Source organism: Sulfitobacter sp. S190, assembly GCF_025141935.1.
Classification (GTDB): domain Bacteria; phylum Pseudomonadota; class Alphaproteobacteria; order Rhodobacterales; family Rhodobacteraceae; genus Sulfitobacter.
Genome location: NZ_CP081120.1, coordinates 2,327,106 through 2,347,412 on the forward strand (window position 1 = coordinate 2,327,106; position 20,307 = coordinate 2,347,412).

General features: G+C 64.8%; 14 protein-coding genes. 2 read left to right on the plus strand and 12 right to left on the minus strand.

Annotation, left to right across the window (positions count from 1 at the left end; all coding sequences use genetic code 11):
* Nucleotides 1–10 precede the first annotated feature (10 nt).
* The 7 genes from ureC to K3756_RS11725 all read right to left on the minus strand — a co-directional run bounded on the left by ureC (nt 11) and on the right by K3756_RS11725 (nt 7,436).
* On the minus strand, nt 11–1,720 hold the full coding sequence (ureC, locus tag K3756_RS11695) for an urease subunit alpha (RefSeq protein ID WP_259987575.1): 1,710 nt from the start codon (nt 1,718–1,720) through the stop codon (nt 11–13).
* Nucleotides 1,721–1,778: 58 nt separating this feature from the next.
* A complete protein-coding gene (locus tag K3756_RS11700) occupies nt 1,779–2,090 on the minus strand; it encodes an antifreeze protein (RefSeq protein ID WP_259987577.1) in 312 nt (103 codons plus the stop codon).
* Nucleotides 2,087–2,395: an urease subunit beta gene (locus K3756_RS11705; protein WP_259987579.1), complete on the minus strand. Its 309-nt coding sequence runs from the start codon at nt 2,393–2,395 to the stop codon at nt 2,087–2,089. Before K3756_RS11705 ends, K3756_RS11700 begins: the two co-directional genes overlap by 4 nt.
* Nucleotides 2,396–2,404: 9 nt before the next feature.
* On the minus strand, nt 2,405–2,707 hold the full coding sequence (locus tag K3756_RS11710; protein WP_259987581.1) for an urease subunit gamma: 303 nt from the start codon (nt 2,705–2,707) through the stop codon (nt 2,405–2,407).
* Between the two features lie 3 nt (nt 2,708–2,710).
* Nucleotides 2,711–3,547 carry an urease accessory protein UreD gene (locus tag K3756_RS11715; protein ID WP_259987583.1) on the minus strand — a complete coding sequence of 279 codons (837 nt, stop codon included), beginning with the start codon at nt 3,545–3,547 and terminating at the stop codon, nt 2,711–2,713.
* Between the two features lie 122 nt (nt 3,548–3,669).
* Nucleotides 3,670–6,300, minus strand: coding sequence for an AAA family ATPase (locus K3756_RS11720; RefSeq protein WP_259987584.1), 2,631 nt, complete (start codon nt 6,298–6,300; stop codon nt 3,670–3,672).
* Entirely contained in the window at nt 6,297–7,436 is a 1,140-nt protein-coding gene (locus K3756_RS11725; RefSeq protein ID WP_259987585.1) for a DNA repair exonuclease, read from the minus strand. The genes K3756_RS11720 and K3756_RS11725 overlap by 4 nt, the downstream gene beginning before the upstream one ends.
* Before the next feature lie 149 nt (nt 7,437–7,585).
* Between K3756_RS11725 and K3756_RS11730 the strand changes: the two genes are divergently transcribed.
* Nucleotides 7,586–8,677 carry an AI-2E family transporter gene (locus K3756_RS11730; RefSeq protein ID WP_259987586.1) on the plus strand — a complete coding sequence of 364 codons (1,092 nt, stop codon included), beginning with the start codon at nt 7,586–7,588 and terminating at the stop codon, nt 8,675–8,677.
* Between the two features lie 17 nt (nt 8,678–8,694).
* Here the strand turns inward: K3756_RS11730 and K3756_RS11735 are convergent, their stop codons facing one another.
* The 3 genes from K3756_RS11735 to dctP form a co-directional block, all read right to left on the minus strand.
* Complete coding sequence (locus K3756_RS11735; RefSeq protein WP_259987587.1) at nt 8,695–10,095, minus strand: TRAP transporter large permease; 1,401 nt, start codon at nt 10,093–10,095, stop codon at nt 8,695–8,697.
* Entirely contained in the window at nt 10,095–10,724 is a 630-nt protein-coding gene (locus K3756_RS11740; protein WP_259987588.1) for a TRAP transporter small permease subunit, read from the minus strand. The genes K3756_RS11735 and K3756_RS11740 overlap by 1 nt, the downstream gene beginning before the upstream one ends.
* Before the next feature lie 160 nt (nt 10,725–10,884).
* Nucleotides 10,885–11,901 carry a TRAP transporter substrate-binding protein DctP gene (gene dctP, locus K3756_RS11745; protein WP_259987589.1) on the minus strand — a complete coding sequence of 339 codons (1,017 nt, stop codon included), beginning with the start codon at nt 11,899–11,901 and terminating at the stop codon, nt 10,885–10,887.
* Between the two features lie 383 nt (nt 11,902–12,284).
* On the opposite strand from dctP, the gene acs reads away from it, so the two are divergent.
* A complete protein-coding gene (gene acs / locus K3756_RS11750) occupies nt 12,285–14,237 on the plus strand; it encodes an acetate--CoA ligase (protein ID WP_259987590.1) in 1,953 nt (650 codons plus the stop codon).
* Between the two features lie 91 nt (nt 14,238–14,328).
* Here the strand turns inward: acs and K3756_RS11755 are convergent, their stop codons facing one another.
* Nucleotides 14,329–18,480 (minus strand): translocation/assembly module TamB domain-containing protein, encoded by a 4,152-nt coding sequence (locus tag K3756_RS11755; RefSeq protein ID WP_259987591.1) that lies wholly within the window; start codon nt 18,478–18,480, stop codon nt 14,329–14,331.
* A complete protein-coding gene (locus K3756_RS11760) occupies nt 18,480–20,291 on the minus strand; it encodes an autotransporter assembly complex family protein (RefSeq protein WP_259987592.1) in 1,812 nt (603 codons plus the stop codon). Before K3756_RS11760 ends, K3756_RS11755 begins: the two co-directional genes overlap by 1 nt.
* Nucleotides 20,292–20,307 lie beyond the last annotated feature (16 nt).

Sequence of the window (20,307 nt, forward strand, 5' to 3'; positions counted from 1 at the left end):
ATCGTCTCTTTCAGAACAGGAAATATCTCTGCGCCATGGGCAGCACGTCTGCAGGCGCACAGGTCAGCAATTCGCCATCGGCGCGCACGTCATAGGTTTCGGGGTCAACCTCCATGACGGGGGTCGCATCGTTGAGGATCAGGTCCGCCTTGCCGATGGTCCGCGTGTTGCGCACGGCCTGCGTGCGCTTCGACAGGCCCAGCGCGTCGCCAATGCCGTCCGCCTGTGCCGCCTGCGACACAAAGGTGACCGACCCGTGCGCGACCGACGTGCCATAAGCCCCGAACATGGGCCGCGAATACACCGGTTGCGGGGTCGGGATCGACGCATTCGGATCGCCCATCTGCGCGACAACGATCGTCCCGCCCAACAAGACCATCTCCGGCTTCACCCCGAAAAACGCCGGATTCCACAACACCAGATCGGCACGTTTGCCGACCTCGATGCTGCCCACGCAATGGCTCACGCCCTGTGCGATGGCGGGGTTGATCGTGTATTTGGAGATGTAGCGGCGCACCCGGTAATTGTCGTTTTCGCCCGTCTCCTCGGCCAGCCTGCCACGCTGCTTGCGCATTTTGTCGGCGGTTTGCCATGTCCGGATCACCACTTCGCCCACGCGTCCCATGGCCTGACTGTCGGACGCGATGATCGAAAATGCGCCCATATCGTGCAGCACGTCTTCTGCGGCGATGGTTTCACGGCGGATGCGGCTCTCCGCAAAGGCGATGTCTTCGGGAATGGATTTATCGAGGTGGTGACACACCATCAACATGTCGAGATGTTCTTCCACGGTGTTGACTGTAAAGGGCCGCGTGGGGTTGGTGGAGGACGGCAGCACATTGGCGTCGCCGCATATCTTGATGATGTCCGGCGCGTGCCCGCCTCCGGCTCCCTCCGTGTGGAAGGCGTGAATGGTCCGGCCCTTCATGGCGCCCACCGTATGCTCGACAAAACCGCTTTCGTTGAGCGTATCGGTGTGGATCATCACCTGAACGTCCATATCGTCGGCCACCGACAGGCAGCAGTCGATGGCGGCCGGTGTGGTGCCCCAATCCTCGTGCAGCTTGAGCGCGCAGGCGCCCGCCTTGACCATCTCGACCAGCGCGTCGGGCTGGCTTGCGTTGCCTTTGCCCGACAGACCGATGTTCATCGGGATCGCGTCAAATGCCTGCATCATCCGCCCGATGTGCCACGACCCGGGCGTGCAGGTGGTGGCAAGGGTTCCGTGCGCCGGGCCGGTCCCTCCGCCAAAGCAGGTGGTCACTCCCGAGTGCAGCGCGTCCTCTATCTGCTGGGGTGCGATGAAGTGGATATGGCTGTCAATGCCGCCCGCCGTGACGATCCGCCCCTCGCCCGCGATCACTTCGGTTCCGGGCCCGATGATGATGTCCACACCGTCCTGCATGTCGGGGTTGCCCGCTTTGCCGATCGCCGCGATCAGACCGTCACGCAGCGCCACATCGGCCTTGTAGATGCCTGTGTGATCCAGAATCAGCGCATTGGTGATGACCGTATCCACCGCCCCCTGTGCGCGGGTCGTCTGGGATTGGCCCATCCCGTCACGAATGACTTTGCCACCGCCGAACTTCACCTCCTCGCCGTATAGGGTGAGGTCACGTTCGACCTCGATGACCAGATCGGTATCGGCAAGCCGCACCCGGTCACCGGTGGTCGGGCCATACATCGCGGCATATTGGGCACGTGGAATTCTGGTCGCCATATCAAAAGCTCCGAAGGTCGTTGCGGATGGGGGTCTGGGGGCCGAACACGGGCAGACGCTATTTCTTCTTGGTGCCGCGCTTGGCCAGCCGTTTGGCATTGGCGCGGGTGGTTTGGCGGATGGGTTTGATGGCCGCCTGCGCGATCTTTTCGGGCGGGCCGCCCCGGGCCATGACACGCGCCGCGTCGGTGCCCGATTTCGTCAGCGCATAGGCTTTTTCGGACAGCATCCGGTTGTTTTCATTGCGCGTGACCGACCATATCCCCGCCATCCCCAGCATGCGCATCCCGATCACCGCCTGCGCTTCGGCAGCGACCATTCCGATCTGGAAGGCGTTTGCCCACATTTGCACCGGTAAAAACCCCTTCATTCCAGATCTCCCATAACCTGACCGTTGAAGCCGAATATCCGCCGTGCGCCACCGATGGGGATGAGTGACACTTCACGCGCCTGCCCCGGCTCAAAGCGCACCGCTGTTCCTGCCGCGATGTCGAGCCTGTGGCCCCGCGCGGCGGCACGGTCGAAGTCGAGCGCGGGATTCGTCTCGGCAAAGTGGTAATGGCTGCCGACCTGCACCGGCCTGTCGCCGGTATTTGCGACCACCAGCGTGATGGCCTGCGCCTGCGCATTCAGCGTGATGTCGCCCTGTGCGGGCATGAGTTCTCCGGGGATCATCTGCGTCTCCTAGCGGATCGGATTGTGGACGGTCACCAGCTTGGTGCCATCGGGGAATGTCGCTTCGACCTGCACTTCGGGGATCATCTCGGCCACGCCGTCCATACATTGCTCACGCGACAGCACATGCCCTCCCGCCTGCATCATGTCGGCCACCGACCGGCCGTCGCGGGCGCCCTCGACAACCGCATCGGTGATCAGGGCGATCGCTTCGGGATGGTTCAGCTTGACCCCGCGGGCCAGCCTTTTGCGGGCCACTTCGGCGGCCATCGCCACCAGTAACTTGTCCTTCTCACGGGGGGTCAATTGCATCTCTTACAGTCTCCAGACAGTCGGCAGGGATTGGTGGGTCAGTCGGTCGAGGATCGGGATCAGGCTGCGCCGCAGGGCAAGCCCGTCTGCCGCCAGCAACCGCACAACCAGAACATCGGCCGCAAGCAGGCTCGCCCCGCCCGTCACGGGCAGCAACGCGCGCACCTGCCCGAGCAGCGCAGGCGCCTGCGGTCCGACCATAACGATGCTGCTGACCGCGCAGGCCCCCGCACCCGTCGCGGCACCGCGCAGGCTGCGGCTGGCATCCCCGCTCAGGCGCACCGCATCGCGAAAGATCGGGCTGCCCGCGCGATCAATGGCGATCCGGTCCCACAAATCCACGCAAGCAACGCGCTCGCCCATCGCCGTGCGCCCGAAAATCAGGGTCTCGACCATCACCGCGGTCGCATCCCGTGCGAGCGAAATCTGCAACCGCCGCGATACTGCGGCGTGATCGAAAACGATCGTTTCCTGCGGCAACCAGTTCAAATGCCCGCCCTGCCCGACGCTGAGGGTGTTCTGGATGTTGCCCTGTGATCCGGCGGTCGCGCGGTACAGGCGTTCGGCGGCTTGGGTGGTTACGGTCAGCCGCGCATCGGCACCGACCTCTGCCGACAGGGCCAACCTGTCACCACCGGTGACACCGCCCGCCGTGTTGACCAGCACCGCTTCGGCCTCGGGGCGGTGCGTTGTGGGAAACACCAGCTTCAGACAGCCCGATTGCCGCAGGTCCGCCAAAGCGGTCCTGCCGTCCCGCGCACGGACCGCCACATGCGCCGCCCCCACGGCGCGGGGCTGCGCCGGGGCCACCGCGCGGGCGGGCGAATGTTTTCTCGTCAAGAGTGTTATCGGGGCCACCATAGGGTTGTTCGCCCCACTCGATCACATGGGTCCGGCCCGCGGTAGGTCTGGGGTGCATCCTGCGCATCGAAATTGGGCCAACTGCCCAATCAATAGGCAGATCAGCCGGCCGCGTCCGAAATTCTCACCCGAGGGCGGTCCCCGCCGAGCGTATCGAACGCCATCTGGCGGCAGGTAAAGACGATGACCTGCTGGTCCTCGGCCACGCGGTGCAAGGCCGTAAACATCTTCACGATGCGGTCGTCATCGGAATACACAAGCGCGTCGTCCAGAATGATCGGCACCTCGCGCCCCTGACGCGCGAACAGCCGCGCAAACGCAAGACGGGTCAAAATCGCGATCTGTTCGCGGGTGCCACCGCTCAGCGTGCCCAGCTCTTCTGCAACCCCGTCCCGCGCGAGCGTGTCCGGCAGCAGGTTGTCATCAAAGCTCAGCTCTCCTGCACCGTGCACAATCGACATCAACGGCTTGAGTTCCTGCTTGATCGGCTCGAAATAGGCCTCGCGGGCCGCGGTTCGGGTCTGCGAGAGCGTATCGGCCAAAAGCTGCAGCGCGGCCACTTCCCGTGCGAGGTTATCGGCACGCTGGCGCGCGGCGTGCAGTTGGCCTTCGACTTCGGCAAGCGCTTCTTCGACCCCGTTTTCCGCCCGTGTGGCGATCCGGCCGTCCAGCGTTGCTTTCTCGGTTTCCAGCCGCTGGATGTCGCGGGCGGCATTGTCGAGCACGGCACGGGTGCGTTTCACATCCGCCTCCGCCGTGCCCAGATCGATTGCCCCCCCGTCGATGTCCTCAAGGTGCCGCTGCGCTTGGGTCAAGGCGGCTTCGGCGCGGGCCAAGGCATGGCCAGCGGCCTGTTTGCGGGCATCGAAATCCGCGTCGTTGCCACGCTCGGCGGTTGCGGCCTCGAACGCGGCGCGGGTCTGGGCCTGCGTGGCCTGCGCCGCCATCGCCGCGCGCTCTGTTTCACGCAGGCGCGCCTCGGCTTCGGTCTGCGCCTTGCGTGTGGTCTCTGCAGCCTGCTGCGCATTGGCGAGCAGATCGGCAAGTGTCTCTGCGTCCGTTTCCTCATCCGCGTCGGTGGCCGCGCCCATCTGCTGAACGAGAGTTGCCGCCTCTTGCTGGAGCGCCGGAAGCCCGTCGGGTGCCAGCGCCTGCAGGACAGTCTGGTGTTGTTGCAGCGCCGTTTGCGTCTCGCGGCGGGCGCGTGCAGCGTTGCGCGCCGCGGCCACATCGGCGCAGTCCGCGTCGTCCAGCAGATGCGCAAGCGCGCGTTCGGCAGTGTCGATATCTCCGGCGTCGGCCTTTTGGTCACCCGGATCGATGGTAATAGCACCGAAGCCGGGCAAAGTCAGTGTTGCAGTCTCGCGCAGGGCCAACGCCGCTTGAGGGTCAAACGGCACACCGTCCATCATCGGCACCGCGCCCCCGGTGGGATCGAACCGGACCGACACGGCACTGGCCTGCGCTGCCTGCCGCGCAAGATCGAGCGTATTCTGCGCCGCGTCGATGCGGGCAAGTACGTCCGCCGATACCTTCATCACACTCAAATCGGCCTTCGCCGATTCAAGCGCGGTTCGCGCGGCCTCGGCCTTGCTGATCCTCGCGCGCAGCGTGTCCAGTTGCGCCGCCAGCGAGACGCGCAATGCGGCCGTACGGGCCCTTTGCTGGCGCGAGCGCAGCGCTTCAAACGCATCCAACGCGGCTTTGGCCTGCTTACCCGCCGCCTCGGCTGTGCGGCGTTCTTCGGCGAGCCGGTCGTCGATGACCTTCGCCTCCTTGTGCGCCTCCGCCTGCGCCTTGGCCGCCCTTTGCACCGCTTCATCCTGTGCCACAACGGCGGCGAGGCTCGCTTGGTCATTGCCAAGCTCGAGCGTGCGCAGGTCCACATCGGCGCGTGCAGCCTGCGCGCGTGCAGCATGTGCGCGCGCGGTCTCCAAGGTCGCGGATGCGGTATCGAACGCGTCCTGTCGGGACTGGCGCAGCGCGGGATCGGCCAGTTTGGCAAGCGTTTGCTCGACCCGCTTACGGCTTTGCAGCGCCTCGGCCAGATCGCGGCATTTCGCCCCCAGATCGGCCGCCCTGTCGTTCAGTGTGCTTACCGCATCGACCGCGTCTTTCCAGGCGCCGCCGGTTTTGGGGCGCCCCTGCTTGGTGGCCAGCGCCTCGAGCGCATCGTTGCACGCGCCCAGCACACGGTCCATCCGGCGACCGCCGGTCACCATGTCGATTTCACCCGCGACCGAGGACAGCACATCGCGGCGGCTCTCGCGCAGCCTGTCACGCTCCGCAGTGCTCGCACCCTGTGGCTCCAGCCCTGTCACGCCTTGTCGCACCCACAAAAGCCCCGCCGGCCCGTCCGCGCCCTCCCCCATCAGGCGTGCGATCCAGCGCTCGGCCTCGTCATCCTGCGCCACGATACGCCCGTTGGCGTCGCTCACCCTTGCGTATTTCTTGCGCAAGAAGCTCTTCTCGATGGTAAAGAGCCCCTCTGCGGTTTCGATGTCTGCCGACACCTGCACCGCGCCACCGGAATGTGGCTCGAGCGCGCGCACCTCGCGCCCGGTCGCGCTCGATTTGGTGAAGAACAGCGCGTGAAGTGCGTCGAAAAAGGTCGATTTGCCGAATTCATTCGCTTCGGACACCACCGTGATACCGTCGGCAATACCCGTTACAGATGCGGTTTGTCCCGCAAACCGGCGCACGTTGGTCAGGTGAAGGGCGCGCAGCTTCATGGGTCAGGTGCCTGTGCCGCAAATCCGAACAACAGCGACAGGGCCGCATCGGCCACGCGCCGATCCTCCAGCGCCGCATCAGGGTCACGGGCCATCTCGACCAGCCGGTCGGCCGTCAGCCGCAACGCCCCTCCGGTGGGATCGATGGCATCCAGATCATCCGTATCGTGCACCAACGCCAATCCCGACAAATCCGCATCGAGTGACAGAAAATCCGGTGCGATCCGGTCAAGCATCGCCTGCATCCGTTGGCGGGCGTCCATCCGCGCGCGGCCCCCGAACCGCAGCCGCAGATTACAATCGCGCCTGTCCGCCACTGCGGGCACCGCGCGCTCGAGCAGGGCCGCCGGATCATCGTCCGGTGTCATATCGAGCGTGTCGGCTTGCCAGTCGATCGCACCTGTTTCGATCGGGCTGACCTGCGGTTGGGCGCCCGCCGCCTCCACCGTGACCAACAAGGCCGACGCAGCAGCCGCATGCCGGAAACTGTCCCGCTCGGGCGTGCCCGAATACCAGCAGTGCGGCGTCACCTGCATTTGCCCGTGCCAATCGCCGAGCGCCAGATACGCCAGTCCCGACTGCTCCGCCCTGTCGGGTGGAATGACACCGGTGGGGCCGGCGGTGCCCGCATCGCCCATGCTCTGGAAATCGACGATCCCGCCGTGGCCCAGACCGATCCTTATGGCCCCTTCGGGGGACGGCTGGTCCATGCTGCGGGTCAAATCGCGGCCCGGCGACCGTTCAGTGCAAGGTGCGGGCAATAGCCACGCTTGTGACAGATCCAGCGGGCTGTCATCGAGTGCCAGAATGACGTTTTCGGGTTTGTCGCGGGTGATGATGCGCCAGGCCTCTGCGGCGGCAAGGCTGTCGTGGTTGCCCGGCATCAGAACCCACCGGATATCCTGTGCCCCGGCCATTGTGTTAAGCGCCTGTCGCACGACCGCAGGGTTCGGCGTTTCCTGATCAAAGGTGTCGCCCGCCAGCAGGACCAGCCCTGCGCCACCCTCCCGCGCGGCTTGGGCCAACCGGTCCAGCGCACCGTGGCGCGCCTGGCGCAGACGCCCGCGCACGTCTTCGGGATAGCGCCCGAAAGGTTTGCCCAAATGCAGATCGGAACTGTGCAGAAAACGGATCATTGCGGCGCGCCGTTGGAGGACCAGAGGGCTTATCTGCGGCCCGCGCGGGCCCGAGGTCAAGCGCAAAGCAGATACAATGCAATAAGCCTTGAACCATATCTGGGATTGCGGCGTTATCTCCTACACACCCTCGCGCATCGGAGCCTGCCTTGGACGACATCACCTCGATCCGCCGATCCCTGCAACTGCTGTGCGTGATCGCCGTCTTCGTGACGGCCTACTTCGCCAAGGACCTTATCCTGCCGATCATCCTCGGCTTGCTTCTCGCTCTGACGCTCAGCCCGGTGGCCCGCGCGCTTGAGCGGATGGGGCTGCCAAACGGGCTCGCCGCGGTGCTGCTCGTGGGCACGGCGGGCACTGTTTTTCTTGGCATTGCAGGGCTTTCGGCGGGGACCATTGCGCTCTGGTCAGAAGATCTGCCGCGCATGGGTCAGCAGATCGAAGCCAAGCTGTCGGGGATGAGCGAGACCGTCGAATCCGTACGCGAAGCCACCGAAAAGGTGCAGGAAATCTCAGCCGGTGAGGAGGCGCCGCAAGAGGTTGTCGTACAGCAGCCTTCCCTGCTCAACAGCGCGCTGAATACGGCGATCAAACTGGGGGGCACGCTAGCCGTGACCCTCATACTCGCGATGTTCCTCATCGCGTCGGGGGATCTGTTTTACGTTAAACTGGTGCAATCGTTCCAGACGCTGACAGGCAAGAAACGCGCGCTTGCCGCCGTGTATGATGTCGAACGTCGGGTGTCGCGGTATCTGCTGACAATCACGGTGATCAACGCGGCACTTGGCCTTTCGGTCGGCGTGTTCTTGTGGCTGCTGGGCCTGCCCGGCGCGCATATTTTCGGGATCATGGCGTTCTTGCTCAACTACCTGCCCTACATCGGCGGGGTGATCGGATCGCTGATCGCGGGCGCCTATGCGATCATTACCTTCGACAGCGTCGGCTTCGCGCTTCTGGCGCCGCTGGGCTATCAGGTCCTCACCGGCATCGAGGGGCAGTTCATCACCCCCTGGCTTGTCGGAAAGCGGCTCGAGATGAACACGGTTGCCGTGTTTCTGACGGTCGTGATCTGGGGTTGGCTCTGGGGCATACCCGGTGCCTTGATCGCGGTGCCGTTTCTTGTGGTGTTCAAGGTGGTCTGCGAAAACGTAACGGCGCTGAAAATCATCGGAAACTTTCTCGACAGCAGCCAGCAAGCGCCGCGCGATCCCGACGCCGAGCCCGAGGCAGGCACGGGATAGCCGCGCCTGCCCGCCTGTCAGCCCGCGAGGCTGGGCAGCCAGAGCACGATCCCAGGAAATGCCACCAGCAGGGCAATCGTGATTGCATCCGCGATAAAGAACGGCGTGACGCCTTTGAACACGTCCTGAACGGTCAGGTCATCCCGCACGCCCGCCACGACAAAACAGTTAAGCCCGATGGGCGGCGTGATCAGGCAGAACTCCGCCATTTTGACCACAAGAATACCGAACCAGATGGCGCACATCGGGCCGGACATGCCGAATGCCGAATCCGCCGCCGCGACTGTCTCGCCGCCGTTCAGGGCCATTACGGCCGGGTATACGACGGGCAGCGTCAACAGCAGCATGCCGATCGCATCCATGAACATGCCCAGCACCGCATAGGCCAGCAAAATGCACACCAGTATGACGATCGGTGCCATTTCGAGCGATGTAATCCACGCGGCAAAGGCATCCGGCAGTTCCGCAAACCCCAGAAAACGCACGTAGATCAGCACGCCCCAGATGATCGTGAAGATCATCACCGTCAGCTTGGCGGTCTCGAGCAGCGCCTCTTTCAACTGGTTCCACCGCATGCCTTTCCACAAGGCCATGAGGAACACGATGAATGCGCCCACTGCCCCGCCCTCGGTCGGGGTGCCCCAGGCGTCTCCGAAAGGGTTGTAGACAAAGAAGATGATGATCACGACGACCGCCACAATCGGCAAGGCGGGCGGCAGCGAGGCAAGACGCTCGCCCCAGGTAAAGCCGCGCACGGGCGGGCCTACGTTCTTTAACACCATTGCGATGCCGATGATCAGCCCCGCATAGACGACCGCCGAAAACGCTCCGGGAATGAAGCCTGCCAGCAGCAGCTTGCCGACGTCCTGTTCGACGATGATCGCGTAGATCACGAGGATCGCGGAGGGCGGGATGAGCGAGGCCAGCGTACCCCCGGCGGCGACGACGCCTGCGGCAAACTGTTTGTTGTACCCGATCTTGAGCATTTCGGGGATCGCGATGCGGGCGAACACGGCCGCGGTGGCAACGGATGCACCGGACACGGCGGCAAAGCCCGCGGTGGCAAAGACGGTCGAGACAGCGAGCCCGCCCGGCACCCACGCGATCCAGCGTTTCGCGGCCTCGAAAAGGGCGGTTGTCAGCTTGGCGTAATAGGCCAGATATCCGATCATGATGAAGACAGGGATCAGCGACAGAACTTGGGCGCTAACCTTGGAGTGCGGCGTCAGACCCGCGATTTTCACACTGATTTCAACGGCTTTCCAGAAACGGTCCGGGTCGTAGTCAAAGCCGTTCCAGCGCAGCCAGACCAGCCCGACAAAGCCCGCGAGGCCGGCGGCGAAGGCGACGCGCATGCCGAGCACGACGAGCACGAGCATGCCCAGCGAAACATAGATACCTATGGTGATCGGTTCCATCAGTCCGCCCCTTCCAGCGCTTCGGCTTCGGCGCGTGCCTGTTCCTCGATCGAGAGCGTCAGCGGCACGGCGACCGGGTTTTCAAGCCCCAGAACAAGCGCGCGTCCGTAGCCCCATGCCTGCAACACCAGCCGCAGGGTCAGAACGGCGAAAGCCACCGGCACGACGAGTTTGCTGGGCCAGATGGGGATGCCGATGTCGATGGAGCTGTCGCGGCTGCACAGGGGGCGCGCGCAGTCGAACGAGCGGTCGAAATGTTCCCACGCACCCCACGTGAGCGCCACGATCAGCACCAGCATCAGCAGCACCGAGACCAGCTCGAAAAACCAAAGAATACGGCCCCTTAGCGCCCCGACAAGCATGTCCATACGGATGTGTGTGCCGTCGCGCTGGACATAGGAAACTCCCATGATGGCGATGATCGGCATGGCCGCTTCGATGTAGTCCACATAGCCCGCCAGCGGGCTGGAAAAAAACTTCCGGCCGGTCACCGAATAGGCGGCCAGAAACATCAGCGAAAAGATCGCCAGACCGCTGAGAAGCGCGCAAAAACGCTCCACCGGCAACAACATCCTGTCGAGTTTACTCAGCGTGCTGCTGTCTTCGAGCACGGCGGCTGATCCTGCCATCTTCCCCTCCCTCAAGGTGCAGATCGGGGCGCGGTTTCGGCGCGCCCCTGATCGTGTCAAACCGGCCCGTTTGCGGACCTTTTTCGCGTGTCACACAGTGTGCACAGATTGTGCACCGCCCGTACACCGGACGGCGCACCCATTGGCACGGACCGCGGGCTTAGCTGTCGCCCTTGGCGTCGGCCAGTGTCTTGACCACGAGGTCGTAGAGTTCCTGACCGGGAAGGCCCTGCGCTTCCATGTCGGAGATCCAAGCGTCACGGATCGGATCGGCGGCGGTCTTGCGGAATTCCGCGATCACCTCGGGGGCGATTTCGACTTTCTGCACGCCTTTTTCCTCGAGCACGCTGTCCCAGCGCTCGAGCAGTTCGGCGTAGTTGGCCAGATAGTGATCGAGCGCTTCGTCCACGGAGCTGTCGAGGGCCTCGCGCTCGGCGTCAGAGAGGCTCTCATAGGCGTCGATGTTCACCACCACGGGGCAGTTCACGGTGCCGGGGTTGAGGTTGGCTGTCCACCAGTCGGCTTCGTTGATGGTGCCAAAGCTGAGGTGAGCGTGCTGGGCGAAGGCCACGGTGTCAACGACGCCGCCTTCCATCGCCTGGAACGCTTCGGTCGCGGTCACGGAGGTGGGCACACCGCCGACGGCCTCGAAGGCCTGGCCGATGCCGCCCGTGGCCCGCACGCGCATGCCTTCAAATTCGGACAGTTCATCGCGCGGATCGCCGGTGCCGACCAGATTGTACTGGGGCATGGGCGACGTCATCAAAAGCTTTGCGTTCCATTGCGCCATTTCTTCGGCGGCGGCGGGGTGGGCATAGACGGCCTTGGAAACGGCGACTTCCTGTTCGAGGTTTTCAACACCCAGGAAAGGCAGTTCCAGCACGGTGATCACGCGATTCTTGTCGCGGTGGTAGCCCGCACAGAATTGCGCCATCTCGAACGCGCCGATGGAAATGCCGTCGAGGTTTTCGCGGTTTTTGGACAGGCCGCCGTAGCTGACGTTCATGGTGAATTCGCCGCCGGTCTTTTCGGACACCAGTTCGGCGATTTTTTCGACGTGTTCGGTGAAGGCGCGGCGTTTGCCCCACACCGACACGTTCCATTCGGTGGCGGCGGCTTCGGTCACGAAAGCAAAGCTGATGGCGCAGACGGCGGCGCCGCTGAGGTATTTGGTCATTGGTCTCTCCCAGTTTGTGCACGTCTTCGCTGACGCGCTTGCGCGAAAGGCTAGCGTGACGGTGGGTCAGTGCCAACCCCCCAACGCGCGCCGCGGGCGTGCCGCGCGTGGCGGGTGTGCTTTGGTCGCAGATCGCTGGCTTTGGCAGCAGTGCAGACCGGCTGGCCGCAGTGACGGTGCGGTGCCGTGGCCGCCATCCCCTTGCCCAAAGGTCGGATTTACAAGTTTTCCAGAACGGCGGAAATAACTTTACAGAAGCGGCCGCATGGTTTGGCCTGCGTGTTTCTTTTGCGCAATCTTGGCCATAAGCTGCGAAAAAACCATGGTTTAGCCGCGCGTGAATGCAAAAGACGCGGCGCCAGCCCCCGGAGGAGACCCCCAAGATGTCCGATACCGCCAAGACCTTTCCGCCCAGCGAAGAGATGGCCGCCAATGCCAATGTGGACGCCGCCGCCTATGAGAAGATGTATGCCGCATCGCTCGATGATCCCGATGCGTTCTGGAGCGAACAGGCCAAGCGCATTGACTGGATGCGCGCCCCGACGCAGATCAAGGATGTCGATTTCACCTTGGGCAATGTCCACATCAACTGGTACGCCGACGGACAGCTGAACGTGTCGGCCAATTGCATCGACCGCCATCTGGACACGCGCGGCGACCAGACAGCGATCATCTGGGAGCCCGACAGCCCCGACGCGGGCGCACAGCACATCACCTACCGTGATTTGCATGCGGGCACCTGCCGGATGGCAAATGTGCTCAAGGAACTGGGCGTGGGCAAGGGCGACCGGGTGGTCCTGTATCTGCCGATGATCCCCGAAGCGGCCTATGCCATGCTGGCCTGCGCCCGGATCGGTGCGATCCATTCCATTGTTTTCGCGGGATTTTCGCCCGATGCGCTGGCTGCCCGTGTCAACGGGTCCGAGGCCAAGGTCGTCATCACCGCCGACGAGGCCCCGCGCGGCGGGCGCAACACGCCGCTGAAGGCCAATGCCGACAAGGCGCTGGCGGGGTGCGATCCGTCCGTGAAGTGCCTGACCGTGCGCCGCACCGGCGGCGATGTGGCGTGGGATGACGCGCGCGACGTGGACTACAACGCACGCGCCGCCGAGGTCGCGGACACCTGCGAGCCTGCCGTCATGGATGCCGAGGATCCGCTGTTCATTCTGTACACCTCGGGGTCGACAGGCATGCCCAAGGGGGTGGTCCATACCACTGGCGGCTATCTGGTTTATGCCGCGCTGACCCATGAGGTGACGTTCGATTACAAGGACGGCGATATCTACTGGTGCACGGCGGACGTGGGCTGGGTGACCGGCCACAGCTATATCGTGTATGGCCCGCTGGCCAACGGGGCCACCACGGTGATGTTCGAGGGTGTGCCGACCTATCCCGACGCCAGCCGGTTCTGGCAGGTGTGTGAAAAGCACAAGGTCACGCAGTTCTACACGGCCCCCACCGCCATCCGGGCCCTGATGGGTCAGGGCAACAGTTTTGTCGAAGGGTGTGATCTGAGTGCCTTGCGGGTGCTGGGCACGGTGGGCGAGCCGATCAACCCCGAAGCCTGGAACTGGTACAACGAGATTGTCGGCGGCGGCCGTTGCCCGATTGTCGACACCTGGTGGCAGACCGAAACGGGCGGCCATTTGATGACCCCCCTGCCCGGCGCCCATGCGATGAAGCCCGGATCGGCGATGAAGCCGTTTTTCGGCATCCAGCCCGTCATTCTGGAGCCCACGACCGCCGAGATCATCTCCGAGAACCCCGCCGAGGGGGTGTTGTGCATCGCCGACAGCTGGCCCGGCCAGATGCGCACGGTCTGGGGCGATCACGAGCGGTTCGAGAAGACCTATTTCGCGGATTACCCCGGCTATTACTTCACCGGTGACGGGGCCAAGCGCGACGCGGATGGCGATTACTGGATCACCGGCCGCGTGGACGATGTGATCAACGTGTCGGGCCACCGGATGGGCACCGCGGAGGTCGAAAGCGCGCTGGTTGCGCACAAGCAGGTCGCGGAGGCCGCCGTGGTGGGATACCCGCACGACATCAAGGGCCAGGGCATCTATTGCTACGTCACGCTGATGGGCGGGCAAGAGCCGTCGGATGCGCTGCGCCGCGAGTTGGAAACCTGGGTGCGCAGCGAAATCGGCCCCATCGCCAAGCCCGATCTGATCCAGTGGGCGCCGGGCCTGCCCAAGACACGTTCGGGCAAGATCATGCGCCGCATCCTGCGCAAGATCGCCGAGAACGACTATGGCGCGCTGGGGGATACCTCGACGCTGGCCGATCCATCGGTGGTCGATGACCTTATCGAAAACCGGATGAACCGCTAGGGCGCATCCGCCCCACCCGAAGACATCCTTTCCCGATGCACCTTGCGCCCCTCCGGTTTCGGACGGGGCGCTTTTTTGTGCGCCGCCGCGATCAGTAGTCGCGTTCGAAGAAGATGCCGATGGAAGAATCGCCGTCCGAGCCGAGGGTCGCGCGCCCCGTGAGGCTCTCGGTGAGATCGAGGTTCAGGGACACTTCGCCCACGCCTTCGGAGGTTGCGGTCACGTCGGTATAGACGTTGTCGCTGATGTATTTGCCAAAGCTCAGCGCGGTGGTGCCGTCGGCGTTGGTGGTCACATCGAGATCGTCCAGCCCGAAATTGTCCCGCAGATTGCCCACGATGCCGACACCGCCGCGACCGGCGAGCGTGGCCACGGCATTGGCCAGTTGCAGGGCCTGGAAGGGCGAGATGTTTTCGATGTTCTGACCAAAGAGCAACTGCGCCAGCACCTGATCCTGCGGCGCGTCGGGTGTGCTTTCGAAGGTGACTTCGGGGTCATCGGCGGGGCCTTCGACAATGACGCTGACGGTGCCCTGCTCGGTGGAGGTGGTCGAGCGGAAACGGATGTAGGGGATGAAATCGCCCTCGAAGGTCACGGCCCCCTCTTCCAGATCGAAGCGTTTGCCAAGGATGTCGAGCCGGCCGCGCTCCAGCTCGAAGCGTCCGGTGGAAATGATGTTGTTGGTGGTGCCCGTCAGCCGCAATTGCCCGCCCAGTTCGGCGTCAATGCCGCGGCCGCGCACAAAGATGCGGCCGGGTGCGACCACCGTTACATCCAGTGCCAGCCCCGGACCGGAGGCGCCTTCGGTGGGGTCATTGCCGGCGTCCTGTCCGATCAGCCCCGCGCGGCGGCGGGTGGCGGTGGCGTCCTGCGGCGCGCCGACGTGGGTAATCTGGGGAATGTCGCCGATGCTGGTCAGGCCGGTGGAGGGCACGGAAATGTTGGTGTCGTCCGTTTCGATCCGCCCCGCGATGCGCGCCCCGCCGGTGACCGGTCCGGTGATGGTCAACGTCCCGTCGAGTTCGGTGGAATAGAGACGCGGATCGGAGAGGATGAAATCGTCAAGTGTCACGGTGATATCGGCGGGCAGCGGCCCCGTCAGACCGATGCTTCCGGTGATGTCGAGCCTGCCGCCCCCGGTGGGCGATGCGTTGACGTCGAGCACGGCGCGGCTGTTTGCGAGCTCGACATCGGCGTTCACGCCTTCGAGCGCCAGCCGCAGATTGGGTGCTGTGACCGTGGCGTCGCGGGTGCGCAGCGTGCCGCTGACCGAGCCGAGCGCGGGGGGGCCGTTGATCGCCAGATCGAAATCGGCCTGTCCCGACAGGGTACGGGGCCGCACGAAGGGGCTGAACAGCCCCAGTGCCGCGCTGCCGGTAACGTCGAGATCAAGCGTGCCGTCATTGGCAACCAGCCCCGAGACATCGGCGTTGGTGCCGACAGGGCCGCTCAGATCGGTATCGATGCGCCAGCCCTGACCGGTTTGCGCCGCCGTGCCGTCGACCGAGAGCGGGCCGCGCAGCTGCGGCACGAGCGCGGCGAGATTGGGGACATTCGCGGTATATTCCACGGCCGCACTGTCGCCCGTGACGATCCCGTTGACGCTGGCGCGCGCGCTGTAGGGGCCGCTGGCGTTCACATCCACGCGCAGCCCTTGCGGGGATTGCGCGACGGTGCCGTTGGCCGACAGCGCCCCTGTGACACCGGGCACCACGGGGGCGACGTTCGGCAGGCTGAGGTCGAAATCAAGCGCCATGTCGGGCCCGGTGGCCAGCCCGTTCACGGTGGCGCGGGCGCCGTAGGGCCCCCGCGCGGTCGTATCGACCACAAAGCCGCGGTCCGTCTGGCGCAGCGTGCCCGTCGCGTCGAGCGGCCCGTTCACCTGTGGCACCAGCGGGTTCAGGTTGGGCACCGACAGATCGAAGGCCACATCGACCGCGGGGGTCAGCGTGCCGCGCACATCTGCGTTGATGGCGTATGGGCCGGTGGCGTCTGTGTCGATCTCGAACCCGTTTTCTGTCTGGCGCAGGCGGCCGGTGGCCTGCACGGGGCCGTCGATTTGCGGCGCCAGTTCAGACAGGTCCTGCACCGACAGATCAAAGCCGATGTCCACCTGCGGCGTGACCAGCCCGTTGACCCGTGCGTCGGCCCCGTAGGGACCGGTGGCATCGGCCTGCACCAGCCAGCCCTGCGGCGTCTGGCGGATCGATCCTTTGGCGTTCAGCGCGCCTTCGATGGTGTCGGCAAAGGCGCTCAGCCGTGGCACTTGCGCCGCGAAATCGAGCGCTGCGTCCGGGCCGGTGGCCAAACCGTCGAGGGACAGGGTGACGTCGTAGGGCCCGCTGCCGTCCACATCCACCCGCCAGCCCGCCGCGTTCTGGACCGCGTTGCCGGTAATTTGCACGCGCCCTTCGTATTGCGGCAGCACCGTGCCGATGTCGCGCAGCACGATGTCGGCGTCGACGCGGCTGTTGTCGGTGGCAAGGGCCGCTTCGCCGGTGAACAGGAGTGCGGCGTTGGACAGCTCGACCCCGCGCAGGAAGGTGCCGTTTTCGTTGCGGATCGCTGTGAGGGTCAGATCGGTACGCCCCTCGAGCAGCGCGTCGGCCTGCGCGATGCCGGTGGCGATACCTGTCGCTTCGCCCGCCGCATCGAGATTGAATTCACCGCTGAGCGGCGTCACCTGACCTTTGAGCGTGAGGGCGGTGCTGCCGTCGAGTTCGCGCCCCGCAAGTGCGGAAAAGCGTGACAGATCATCGGCTTGCAGGCGGACGTCAAGGTCGGTTGTCAGCCCCTCGCCGACGCCCGAGATGGCCACATCACCGGCCAGCCGGTAGTCGGTGCCGCCCAGATCGAGGTTGGTGATGCGGAAGGGTTGGTCGGTCAGGTAGTTGATGTCGGTGGTGCCTTCGATGCGCGACCCGATCGCTTCGGCCAGAGCGGGATCGGTGAGCGCGAGATCGAGGGCGGCAAAATTCACCCGGCCCCGGATCTGGCCCACGGCGCCGTTGGCCCCCGCGAGCGTTCCGGTGGAGCGCAGCGTGGTCTGGCCGATCGTGGCGGCAGAGGTCGACAGGCCGGTGATGTCAAAGACGGCCTCATAGGCTTCGCCCTGTTCGATATCGTAGTCCACATCCAGCACGACCCGTTCGAGCGTGGTTTCGCCGCCCCCGCCGGGCAGCAACACGGGTGCGCCGTCGGCGCGGGCAATCGTGCCTTCGAGGTCGATAAAGCTGGGCCATTTGTCATCGGCAAGCCGCACGCGCCCTTGCAGATCGACCGCCGCCGCCTGCAGATCGAGTGTCGACAGCTCTACCGCGCCGGACGCCGCGAGCAGCGCGTCCGCCTCAAGCGAGACTTCGGTGCCGAAAAAGTCCCGGTATTGCGGCAGGACGATTGCTGTCAGGTCGCCGTCGATGTCGGCGATGATCCGTCGGTCGGGCGTGTCGGCGTCGCCTTGGGTCACGACGCGGATGTCGCCGCCGAGCCGTTCTTCGCCGTCGGTGGTCAGGGTGATATCGGTGGTCAGATCGTCGAGTTCGCCGGTGCCCGCGATGGTCAGGTCGACCGAGGGGTTTCCGGGGATATTGGCCAGCGTGCCGATGATGCCTTCGGCCCCTTCGGAGAGGTTGACCAGCAGATCGATGGCGTTTTCATCACGCGACAGGCTGATTTCGATGTCGAACTGGCCGCGCTTGCCGTCGGTGCGGCTGGCGTTGAAATCGGCATTAAGCCCTTCATCGTTGAGCTGTGCGGTGGCCGACAGTTGCATCTGGACGGGTTCGCCCACCAGCGGCGCGCCAAGGATCACTTCGGCGATGCTGACCTGTTCGATGTCGATGGCGACGGGCAGATCGGGCAGTTGCGGAAAGGTGAAAGGGGTCGCTTCGGCGTCGGGCAGCGTGTCCGGATCGCCCTGCGGCAGGCGGGGGATGTCGATGCGCGCGGCGCTGAGTTCTTCGACCTCGAGCCGTCCACGCAGCAGGGCCGAGCGGTTCCAGTCGAGCCGCACGTCCTCGAGGGTGAGCCAGACCCCGTCGGCGTCGGCGATGGTCATGCGGTCAAACGATGCCTCGGAGCTGAGCGCGCCGCGAAAGCCGCTGATGTTCACGTCGCGGCCTGCGCCGCTGAGCAACTCCTGGATCTTGCGGGTGAGAAAGCCTTTGTCTTCCTCCTCCTGCTGCGCATGTGCGGGGATGGCCAGCAGCGACAGGACGAGAAGAAACGATGTCAGAATACGCATCAAAAGGCCTGCCCGATACCGATGTAAACCTGAAAATCCTCGTCGACACTTGGCCCCGAGGTGGGCACGGCAACGTCCAGACGGATGGGACCGATGGGGGTGTTGTAGCGCAGGCCGAGCCCCGCGCCAGAGTGCCATTCACCGGAGCCGTCGTAGAATTCTTCCTCGCCGATGTAGCCCGCATCGGCAAAAGCCACGACGCCGATGCTGTCGGTGGCCTGCACGCGCACTTCGCTCATCACGCCGACAAAGCTGCGCCCGCCCACGTCGTCATCGCCCACCGGCACGCCGAGCGTCTGGTAGGGTTGGCCGCGCACGGTGCCGCCGCCGCCCGAATAGAACAGATAATCGGCGGGTGCCTCATCGAGATCGGGGCCATAGACCGAGCCGAACTGGCCGCGCACCGCCAGCGTGACGGGCCGCGCGTCGCCGAAGGTGCGGTAAGCGCGCCCGTCAAGGTAGGTGCGCACACCGTTGTCGGCCCCGTCCACCGCCAGAAACGGGGTCACATCGGCGTTGAAGTACCACCCGTTGAGCGTATTGGCGGGATTGTCGCGGTAATCGAACTCCGCCCCCAGAGGCAGCGTCAGGATGGTGTATTTGTCTTCGCCGAATGCGTCGCGGTTTTCGGCCGTGCGCAGGCCAACGCCAAGGGTGTAGGTGCGGTTTTCGGAGGCGATCCGCTCGATCCCGGCTTCGAGGTCAAGCTGGCGCGAGAAGAACGATTCCTCGTCGAGCTGTTCGATCTGGGCCAGCGCATAGAAATTGGTGTCTTCGTTGAAGGTGGCGGGCCGTTCGAAGCGCACGCCGAGTTTATAGTCGGTGCCGCCGGTGCCACCGCCGATGCCGGTGATTTCGGCGTCAAAGCGCAACCGCTCGGCACCGCCCAGAAGATTGCGGTGCAGCCAGTAGCCGCTCAGACTGAGCCCTTCGAGGGTGGAGAGTTCAGCGCCGAACCCGATGCGGCGCAGCGGCGCGTCGATCAGCGTGGCGTTGATGGGCAGCGTGCCGTCGGGGGTGGGCACATCCGCCTCGTCGAGGTTGACGGCATTGAATGCGCCGGTGCGCCGCAGCCGTTCGGTCGCCAGACGGATTTCGCTGGGCGAGAAGATTTCGCCTTCGGGGAGCCCCGCGATGTCGATGATGCGCTGGCGGCGCACGCCGCTTTCGCTTTGGATGACGAGCGGTCCGAACCGCAGGCGGGGCCCGGGATCGAGCCCCAGATCGGCGTTGATCTGACGGTTGGGGTGATCGGCGGTGAGGTCCTGCTTGGTCAGCGCGGCCTTGGCGTGGCCCTGTTCGCGCCAGCCGTCGATGCCCGCGTCCGCGGTGCGTTTGAGCACGCCCAGACTGGCGGTTTCGCCGCTGGCAAAGCCTTCGGGCAGTTCGGTCCCTTCGGCCACGGGGGCGATACGGGCGCGCCCGAATTTGAATTTCGGCCCCGGTTCGACGGTGATGCGGATACGGTCGATGGTCGCGGGGGGCTGAACGGGCGGAATTTTCGCCGCCTCGATGCCATCGAGGCTGATGCGGATGACGCCGCCGAAATAACCGTTGTCGTAGAGCACGGCCAGCAGGCGTTTGTAATCCGCCTGCGCGGCGGCGAGGATTTCGGCCTTGGTCGGGGGGTTTTCCTCCAGCGCTTCCTGCTCGACCAGCAGCGAGCCGCCGCGCAGGGCGCTGTAGAGCGCGTCGTCCTCGGGTACACCGGTCAGCGTGACATCGGCGGCCTGTGCCGACAGCGTCCCCATGACCGAAATGAGGGCAGCCCCCAGAAAGGTGCGATACCCGCGTGGCGGAATTGGCTTCACGCAAAGACCCTCATCT